The following is a 7,614-nucleotide window of genomic DNA, read 5'->3' on the forward strand; positions in this document are numbered from 1 at the left end:
CACGCCCAACCCAACCGACTTCGCCAGCAGAGTCATCCCGCCGACTTCCTGTGCTCGCGGTGGCCGGGTTGGGAGGAGAGTTGAGTCGGCCGGGGCCAGGGGCGTCGCCGTCCCGGCCACGGCGGCGGAGTTGAACGGCGGCCCGGGAGTCCGGGTGGTGCGGAAGCGAGTCCTGCTCGTGGGATGAGTTCTGGTGTGGGCGGTAGATTGCGGGGCGACACGAGAGAAGAACGCGCATGGACTCCCGCATCCCGCGGCTGCGACGCAAGTTGGCACGTATCCCCTACGTGCCCGATCGGAGCTACTCCTTCGGGGAGGAGCGGCACGGATTTCGTCTCGGCCCACGCCTCACCGATGGTCGGATGGACGCCTTTCAGGCCGAGCACGGCGTGGAACTCCCGGAGGCCTATCGGGACTTCCTCACCGACTTGGGCGGCAGTGGTGCCTCTCCGTACTACGGGCTGATCCCGTTGGAGGACTGCGGGCTCTTCACGATGAACCCCAGGGACGACCGTTCCGCGGGACTCGGGACTTGAACGATTCGACGTGGGAAGTCGGGCCTGCCGACTTCCTACGTCGGGCGGTGGTCAGGCCGGGGTCGGGGGGCCGGGGTGGCCGCGGAAGGTGGTGCGGTAGGTCTGGGGGGAGACGCCGATCGCGGCGTGGAGGTGCTGGCGGAGGGAGGCGCCGGTGGCGAAGCCGATCTCGGTGGCGATGCGGTCGACGGGGAGGTCGCTGGTCTCCAGCAGGTGGCGGGCGCGGTGGAGGCGTTGCTGGATCAGCCAGCGGCCCGGGCTGGTGCCGGTCTCGTCCTGGAAGCGGCGGGCGAAGGTGCGCGGGCTCATCCGGGCGTGGGCGGCCAGCTCGCGGAGGGCGAGCGGGCGGTCGAGGTGTTGGAGGGCCCAGGCCTGGGTGGCGGCGGTGCCGTTGGCGCCTTCCGGGGGCACCGGCTGTTCGATGTACTGGGCCTGGCCGCCCTCGCGCCAGGGCGGCACCACGCACTGGCGGGCGACCTGGTTGGCGACGGCGCTGCCGTGGTCGGAGCGCACCAGGTGCAGGCAGACGTCGAGGCCGGAGGCGGCGCCCGCCGAGGTGAGGATGTCGCCGTCGTCGACGAAGAGCACGTCGGCGTCCAGGGCGACCCGGGGGTACATCCGGCGGAAGGCCGGCGCCAGGGCCCAGTGGGTGGTGGCGGGGCGTCCGTCGAGCAGGCCGGCGGCGGCCAGCGCGAAGGCGCCGGTGCAGATGGAGACGATGCGGGTGCCGGGGCGGATCCGGGCGAGGGCCGCGCGCTCGGGCTCCGGCAGGTCGGCGGTGGCGCGGTGCAGGGCGTACGGCGGGATGACGACGGTGTCGGCGCTCTCCAGGGCCTCGGGCCCGTGCCCGACGGTGATGGTGAAGTCGGCGCTGGTCGCGACCGTCCGGTCCTCCGTCGCCGCGCACGTCACCACCTCGTACGCGCCCGGCACCCCGGGGAAGACCCGGTTGGGGATGCCCAGCTCGAAGGGGTAGACGCCGTCGAGGGCGAGGACGACGACGCGGTGCGGCGGCCGGGCGCCGGGGCCACCAGGACCGAGAGGACCACAGGGTTCCATCGCAGGCATGGCACGATCCTATCGGTCTTTGGCAATCTTGCCATTTCGCTGGTCAGGGGCGCGGCCGCAGGCTGGATCCATGACCACGAACTCCATGAGCACGAACTCCATGAGCACGAACACGATGCGGGCCATCACCCAGACCACCCTCGGCACCCCGGACGTCCTCCACGAGGCCGAGGTCGAGCGGCCCGTGCCCGGCGTCGGCCAGGTCCTCGTCGCCGTCCACGCCGCCGGGGTCAACCCCACCGACTGGAAGCACCGCGACCGCGGCTACTTCCTCGGGCAGCCCCCGTTCACGCTCGGCTGGGACGTCTCCGGCACCGTCGAGGCGGTCGGCGTCGGCGTCTCGCTCTTCGCCCCGGGCGACGAGGTGTTCGGCATGCTGCCCTACCCGTACGGCGCCGGCGCGCACGCCGAGTACGTCGTCGGCCCCACCCGGGCCTTCGTGCCCAAGCCCGCCGTACTGAGCCACGTCGAGGCCGGGGCGCTCCCGCTGGTGGCGCTCACCGCCTGGCAGGCGCTCGTCGACACGGCGGGGCTGCGGCCGGGGCAGCGGGTCCTGGTGCACGCGGCGGCCGGCGGCGTCGGGCACGTCGCCGTGCAGATCGCCAAGGCGCGCGGCGCGTACGTCATCGGCACGGCGTCCGCCGCCAAGCACGATTTCGTCCGGGGCCTGGGCGCGGACGAGGTCATCGACTACCGCACGGCCGACTTCGTGGCGGAGGCCCGCGACATCGACGTGGTCCTCGACCCGCTCGGCGGCGACGACCGGCTGCGCTCCCTGGAGACCCTCCGGCCCGGCGGCGTCCTGGTGTCGATCCTGCCCCAGGGGATCGACGAGGTGGCCGAGCGCGCCGCCGAGCTGGGCGTGACGGCGAAGGCCCTGCTGGTCGAGCACGACCGGGCGGGCATGGCCGCGATCGCCGCCCTCGTCGAAGCCGGGCAGCTGCGCCCGCACGTCTCCGCCACCTACCCGCTCGCGGAGGCCGCGAAGGCCCACGCCGAGGGCGAGACCGGCCGGGTCACGGGCAAGCTGGTCCTCACCGTCCGCCCGTAGCGGTCACCCGGACCCCGGCGGCCCCGGGAGCAGCAGGCGCTCGGGAAGCGAACAGACCGGGGCAGATTCAGACCGAATCGGGCAGGGTGGGACGATACCTGCCATGCCTAGCAAGTCTCCATCGGTCCGGGACACCGACGCCCCGCCCGACCCGCTCTGCCGTCTCCTGCTCGACCTGGGCGAAGCCCTGCTGGGCGGCGGCCTGCCCGTCCATGAGGTCGAGGACGAACTCCGCGGACTGGGGCGGGCGTTGGGCGCCCCTGAGGTCCAGGTCGCCGCGCTGACCAACGGGCTGTTCGTGGCCCTGGACCCGGACGGCGCCACCAGGTTCCAGCCGCTCGGCGGCACCCTGCGGTTCGAGCAGACGGCCGACGTCCTCGACCTGGTGCACCGGCTGCGGGCGGGCGGACTCGACGGACCCCGGGCGCGCGCCGAGCTGGACCGGATCCGGCGGGCGCCCGCCCGCTGGCCCGCGTGGGTGGCGGACTTCGGGGCGCTGCCGGTCGGGGTCGGGGTCTGCATCTTCCTGCAGCCGGTGGTGGCGAACGTGCTGGCCGCCGGGCTCGGCTCGCTGATCGTGGTGGGCCTGACCGTGCTCGCCCGGCGGCGGCCGCACCTGCGGCCGCTGCTGCCCGTCACGGCCGGCTTCCTGGTCGCGCTGCTGGTCCTGGCGCTCGCGCGGGCCTCGCTGCTGGACGGGCCGCTGCGGACGATCGTGGCCACCCTGGCGATCCTGCTGCCGGGCGGGCTGCTGGTCACCGGGCTGTCCGAGATCGCCGCCGGCGCGGCCAACGCGGGCACCGCCCGGCTGGTCTCCGGCGCCGTGCAGCTGACGCTGTTCCTCGCCGGGGTGGCCGCGGCCGCGACCGCGATCGGCATGCCGTCCACCGCGCTGGCCAACGTGCAGGTGGCCAAGCCGAGCTGGTGGGTGATCGCGCTGGGGCTGGCGATCGCGGTGGCCGGGGTGGTGGTCAACGTCCACACCCCGCCCTCGGCCATCCCGTGGATCGTCGCGGTGATCGCGGTGAGCGTCACCGCCCAGGTGGCGGTGGGGTCGGTGCACGGCGCGGCGATCGGCGGCCTGGCCGGTGCCGTGGCCGCCGCGGTCGCGGCCACCCTGGTGCACTGGCTGCCGGGCGGTCCGCTCTGGCAGGTGCTCTACCTCCCGGCGTTCTGGATCGTCGTGCCGGGCTCCTTCGGTCTGCTGAACACCGCGCAGATCGAGGTCGGGAACGGGGCGCAGTCGCTGCTGGCGGCCGTCTCGGCGGTCTTCGGGGTGTCGATCGGCACACTGATCGGCGCGGTGATCAGCCGGATCCCCCGCCCCAGCCTCACCGGCCTGCCGCACCGGGCCTGAGCCGGTCGGAACCAGGCCTGAGCCGGGCCCGAGCCAAGCCGAACCGGGACCGGTACGGGCCGGAACCGGGCCCCGGGGCGCGCGGAGGTGCGCCCCGGAGCCCGGAGTCTCGGAACCCGAGGTTCGGAACCCGTAACCAGGGAACCCCGGAACCTCGGAATCCGAGAGCCTCGGAGCCCCCGTCAGGGCTGGCGCAGGGCCTCGGTGAGCCGGTGGGCCGCCTCGACGACGGCCTGGGAGAGCTGGGCACCGGGGTGGCGGCTGAGCCGTTCGATCGGCCCGGAGACCGTGACGGCGGCCACCACCCGGTTGGACTGGCCGCGGACGGGCGCGGCCACGGAGGCGACCCCGACCTCGCGCTCGCCGACCGACTGGGCCCAGCCGCGGCGCCGCACGCCGCTCAGCGCGGTGGCGGTGAAGCGGGCCCCCTGCAGGCCGCGGTGGAGGCGCTCGGGCTCCTCCCAGGCGAGCAGGATCTGGGCGGCGGAGCCGACCTTCATGGGAAGGGTGACCCCCACCGGAACGGTGTCGCGCAGGCCGGTGAGCCGCTCGGCGGCGGCCACGCAGATCCGGACCTCGCCCTGCCGCCGGTAGAGCTGGGCGCTCTCGCCGGTGGCGTCCCGCAGCTGGGCGAGGACCGAGCCGGCCGCGGCCAGCAGCCGGTCCTCGCCAGCGGCCGCCGAGAGCTCGCCGAGGCGGGGGCCGAGCATGAACCGGCCCTGGACGTCCCGGCTGACCAGGCGGTGGTGTTCGAGTGCGACGGCCAGCCGGTGGGCGGTGGGCCGCGCCATGCCGGTGGCCGCGACGAGGCCGCCCAGGGTGGCGGGCCCGGCCTCCAGGGTGCCGAGGATCGAGGTGACCTTGTCGAGCACGCCGACGCCGCTCGTGTTCTCCATGGGATGGGTACTCCAGTCTCAAGGCCCGGGAGCAGCGGGTCCGCGCTGCTCACGGCGGCTCCTGGCGGGGAGCCGGGGGGTGTGGTCAGCGAGGACAGGCCGGAGAAGTCGGCCGATTGCCTGCGCCGGGCACGAGACGGGTACGCGAAAGGACCGGGGCGGGAAGCGCCCGGGCGAAGGACAGCACAGAGAGCACCGTGTCTCCTCATCTTTCCCGCGCCACAGTGGCGACAGGCCGGAGTTGGCACTGCCCCCGCCAACACGGCGCGTACTTCGGACGCCGGGTCGAACGGGGAGTTGCCGGGGCTTCGTAGGGCCGGTCCCTCCACCCCTCTGGATGATTCGCCAGGAACGATACAAGACATCCGGGGCGGGTCGGCAAGTCCCCCCGCCCTCGACCCGCCCTCGGCCACGCCCCGCGGGGCCGGCTCAGCGGTGGCGCGGCCCCGACAGGCCGGTGCACGGGGCCCCGTCCGGGCTGCCGGGCAGGGTCGCGTCCCAGGCGTGCAGGGCGGCGAGGGCGGCGGTGCGCTCGCGGTCCGTCGGCCGGGTGCCCTCGGGGCCGAGCAGGTAGTCGGCGACCGGGGTGAGCAGCAGGGTGGCGTCGCCGGCCGGGAGCAGCAGCGCCTCGTCCCACTGGTGCCGGATGACGGTGCGGCGCAGCAGCGTGCCGTGGCGCGGCGAGGTGCCGTGGCACGGCGGGGTGCCGGCAGAGGTCCGGCGGCGGAGTTCGGGGGCGACCTCGGCCTCCAGGACGGTGCGCACGTCCCGCAGGGCGCCGAGCGGCACGTGCTCGGCGGCGAGGTCGAGGAGGGCGGCGGCCTCCGGGGCGAGCCGGTAGGCGGCGACCACCGCGGCGGTCTCGACGGGCTCGAAGGGCTGCCCGGCGAGCCGGGCCACGTCGATCACGTCGCCCGCGAGGAAGGTGCGCCCGAGCCCTTCCTCGGCGAGGGCGATCAGGCATTCGACGTGGTCGTCGGCGGCCAGGTAGGGGCGGACCGGGACGGTGGCGAGGTCGCCGGGGAGCGCGGCGGTCGCGACCCGCACCTGGTACCACGGGTCGAGCAGCGGGTCCCCGGCCGGCCAGCGCAGGGTGACGGCGGTGTGCCGGGGGCGCTCGCCGAGCAGGGTGACCTCCACGGACTCCACCGGGTGGTCGGTGACCAGCCGGTTGACGGCCTGCCAGAGCGAGGCCTCGGTGGGGCTGACGAGGCTGAGCTCGGCCAGCGGCCGGGGCAGGTCGGGCGGGTAGTAGCCAGCCAGCGGCAGGTCGCGGATGGGGCGGACCCCGGTGGCGTCGGCGAGGTCGCGGGCGACCCGGGCGTAACACTCGACCCGGTCGCGGGCGCGCCGCAGCTCGTCCCGGGCGTGCGCGCCCATCCGGACGTCCTCCCGGGCGAGCGCGGCGAGCACCAGGTACGGGAGGTGGCGCTCGCCCCGGGCGCGGTGGAGCAGTTCGACGGGTCCGCAGGCCGGGTCGACGTCGAGCAGGCGGTGGAGCAGGTCGGTGTCCAGTCCGCCCTGCCGGTCCGTGGCCCGGTCGGTGCTCAGGTCCGTGCTCAACGCCGTACTCGGTTCCGCGTTCGGATCCGCTTTCCGGCCGGTGCTCAGGTCGCTGTTCCGGTCCGTGTTCATGGGCGTCCGCCTCCGAGAGCCGTGGGGGTCGCCGGTCGGCGGCCGGGCGACCGGGGACGTGGCGGGTCCGGCGGTGAGGGGCCGGGCCGACTGCGGGCGCCACATCACCGATTGTGGCGACGGCCGATCAACACCGGATCACCACCGGGTCGACGATCTCTCGACATCCCGCCAGGTCCCGTGGGTTGATAGGGACTCACCAATTCGGGGGTGGCACGTGCGGGCGGGGGCGAGCACATGAAGCGGGCAGGTGCAGGAATGGATGATTTCCGGTTCTCGGTGCTGGGCTTGATGCGGGCGCAGCGCGGCGCGACCGTACTGAAGGTGGGCAGCCCCCAGCAGCAGGCGATGCTGGCGGTGCTGCTGCTCCGGCCCGGCCACGGCGCGAGCGCCACCGACCTGATCGACGCCCTGTGGGGCGAGGAGCCGCCGGGCACCGCGATGACGACGGTGCGCACCTACGCCTGGCGGTGGCGCAAGGTCCTGCACGGCGAGGCGCCGGACGCGCCGACCGTGCTGACCTCGGTCGGGGACGGCTACCGGCTGGTGCTGCCCAAGCACGCGGTGGACGCGGCGCAGGCGGAGGAGCTGGCGGCGCAGGCCGAGCGCACGGCGGCCGCCGGGGAGCCGCAGCAGGCGCGCGACCTGCTGAACCAGGCCCTGGAGCTGTGGCAGGGCGAGCCGCTGGCCGGCATCCCCGGACCGTTCGCGCAGCGGCAGCGCCAGCGGCTCCAGGAGCTGCGGCTGACCCTGCTGGAGGAGCGGATCGCCCTGGACCTGGCGCTGGGGCGCTACTCCCGGTGCATCCCGGAGCTGACCTCGCTGACCACCGAGCACCCGCTACACGAGCGGGCGTACGGGCTGCTGATGCGGGCGCTGTACCAGGCCGGGCGGCAGGCGGACGCGCTGGCGGTGTTCCGGGGCGCGCGTCAGCTGTTCCTGGCCGAACTGGGGGTGGCGCCCGGGGCGGAGCTGGACCTGCTGCACCAGCGGATCCTGGAGGGGGACCCGTCGCTCGCCGCCCCGGCACCCTCCGTCGCGCTCGTCCCCGCCGCGCTCGTCCCGGGCCCG

The 7,614-nt window shown here is 74.9% G+C and carries 7 protein-coding genes and 1 riboswitch; of the genes, 4 read left to right on the plus strand and 3 right to left on the minus strand.

Features of this window, described 5'->3' with window-relative positions:
* Positions 1-236: 236 nt before the first annotated feature.
* The gene (locus AE652_RS30160; RefSeq protein WP_369808343.1) at positions 237-536 is read left to right on the plus strand and encodes an SMI1/KNR4 family protein; all 300 of its coding nucleotides are present in this window, start codon (positions 237-239) and stop codon (positions 534-536) included.
* 51 nt (positions 537-587) lie between these two features.
* Here the strand turns inward: AE652_RS30160 and AE652_RS30165 are convergent, their stop codons facing one another.
* Complete coding sequence (locus AE652_RS30165; protein ID WP_049657213.1) at positions 588-1,595, minus strand: GlxA family transcriptional regulator; 1,008 nt, start codon at positions 1,593-1,595, stop codon at positions 588-590.
* 79 nt (positions 1,596-1,674) lie between these two features.
* Between AE652_RS30165 and AE652_RS30170 the strand changes: the two genes are divergently transcribed.
* Positions 1,675-2,655, plus strand: coding sequence for an NADP-dependent oxidoreductase (locus AE652_RS30170; protein WP_049657215.1), 981 nt, complete (start codon positions 1,675-1,677; stop codon positions 2,653-2,655).
* 103 nt (positions 2,656-2,758) lie between these two features.
* On the plus strand, positions 2,759-4,012 hold the full coding sequence (locus AE652_RS30175) for a threonine/serine exporter family protein (protein ID WP_049657217.1): 1,254 nt from the start codon (positions 2,759-2,761) through the stop codon (positions 4,010-4,012).
* Between the two features lie 182 nt (positions 4,013-4,194).
* Here the strand turns inward: AE652_RS30175 and AE652_RS30180 are convergent, their stop codons facing one another.
* Together AE652_RS30180 and AE652_RS30185 are read right to left on the minus strand one after the other, a co-directional pair.
* A complete protein-coding gene (locus tag AE652_RS30180) occupies positions 4,195-4,908 on the minus strand; it encodes an IclR family transcriptional regulator (protein ID WP_049657219.1) in 714 nt (237 codons plus the stop codon).
* A 202-nt stretch (positions 4,909-5,110) separates the two neighbouring features.
* A riboswitch (SAM riboswitch) is annotated at positions 5,111-5,252 on the minus strand.
* A gap of 85 nt (positions 5,253-5,337) precedes the next feature.
* Positions 5,338-6,471 (minus strand): hypothetical protein, encoded by a 1,134-nt coding sequence (locus tag AE652_RS30185; protein ID WP_159028589.1) that lies wholly within the window; start codon positions 6,469-6,471, stop codon positions 5,338-5,340.
* A gap of 330 nt (positions 6,472-6,801) precedes the next feature.
* Between AE652_RS30185 and AE652_RS30190 the strand changes: the two genes are divergently transcribed.
* On the plus strand, positions 6,802-7,614 hold an 813-nt coding region (locus AE652_RS30190), incomplete at its 3' end, for an AfsR/SARP family transcriptional regulator (RefSeq protein WP_234348589.1).

It is taken from the genome of Kitasatospora sp. MY 5-36, from assembly GCF_001182915.1.
Lineage (GTDB): Bacteria > Actinomycetota > Actinomycetes > Streptomycetales > Streptomycetaceae > Kitasatospora.

What these genes read in the sequence shown, in the direction of transcription:
- AE652_RS30160 (WP_369808343.1), top strand. Translation starts at nt 237, where the DNA reads ATGGACTCCCGCATCCCGCGGCTGCGACGCAAGTTGGCACGTATCCCC.
- AE652_RS30165 (WP_049657213.1), bottom strand. Translation starts at nt 1,595, where the DNA reads ATGGAACCCTGTGGTCCTCTCGGTCCTGGTGGCCCCGGCGCCCGGCCG.
- AE652_RS30170 (WP_049657215.1), top strand. Translation starts at nt 1,675, where the DNA reads ATGACCACGAACTCCATGAGCACGAACTCCATGAGCACGAACACGATG.
- AE652_RS30175 (WP_049657217.1), top strand. Translation starts at nt 2,759, where the DNA reads ATGCCTAGCAAGTCTCCATCGGTCCGGGACACCGACGCCCCGCCCGAC.
- AE652_RS30180 (WP_049657219.1), bottom strand. Translation starts at nt 4,908, where the DNA reads ATGGAGAACACGAGCGGCGTCGGCGTGCTCGACAAGGTCACCTCGATC.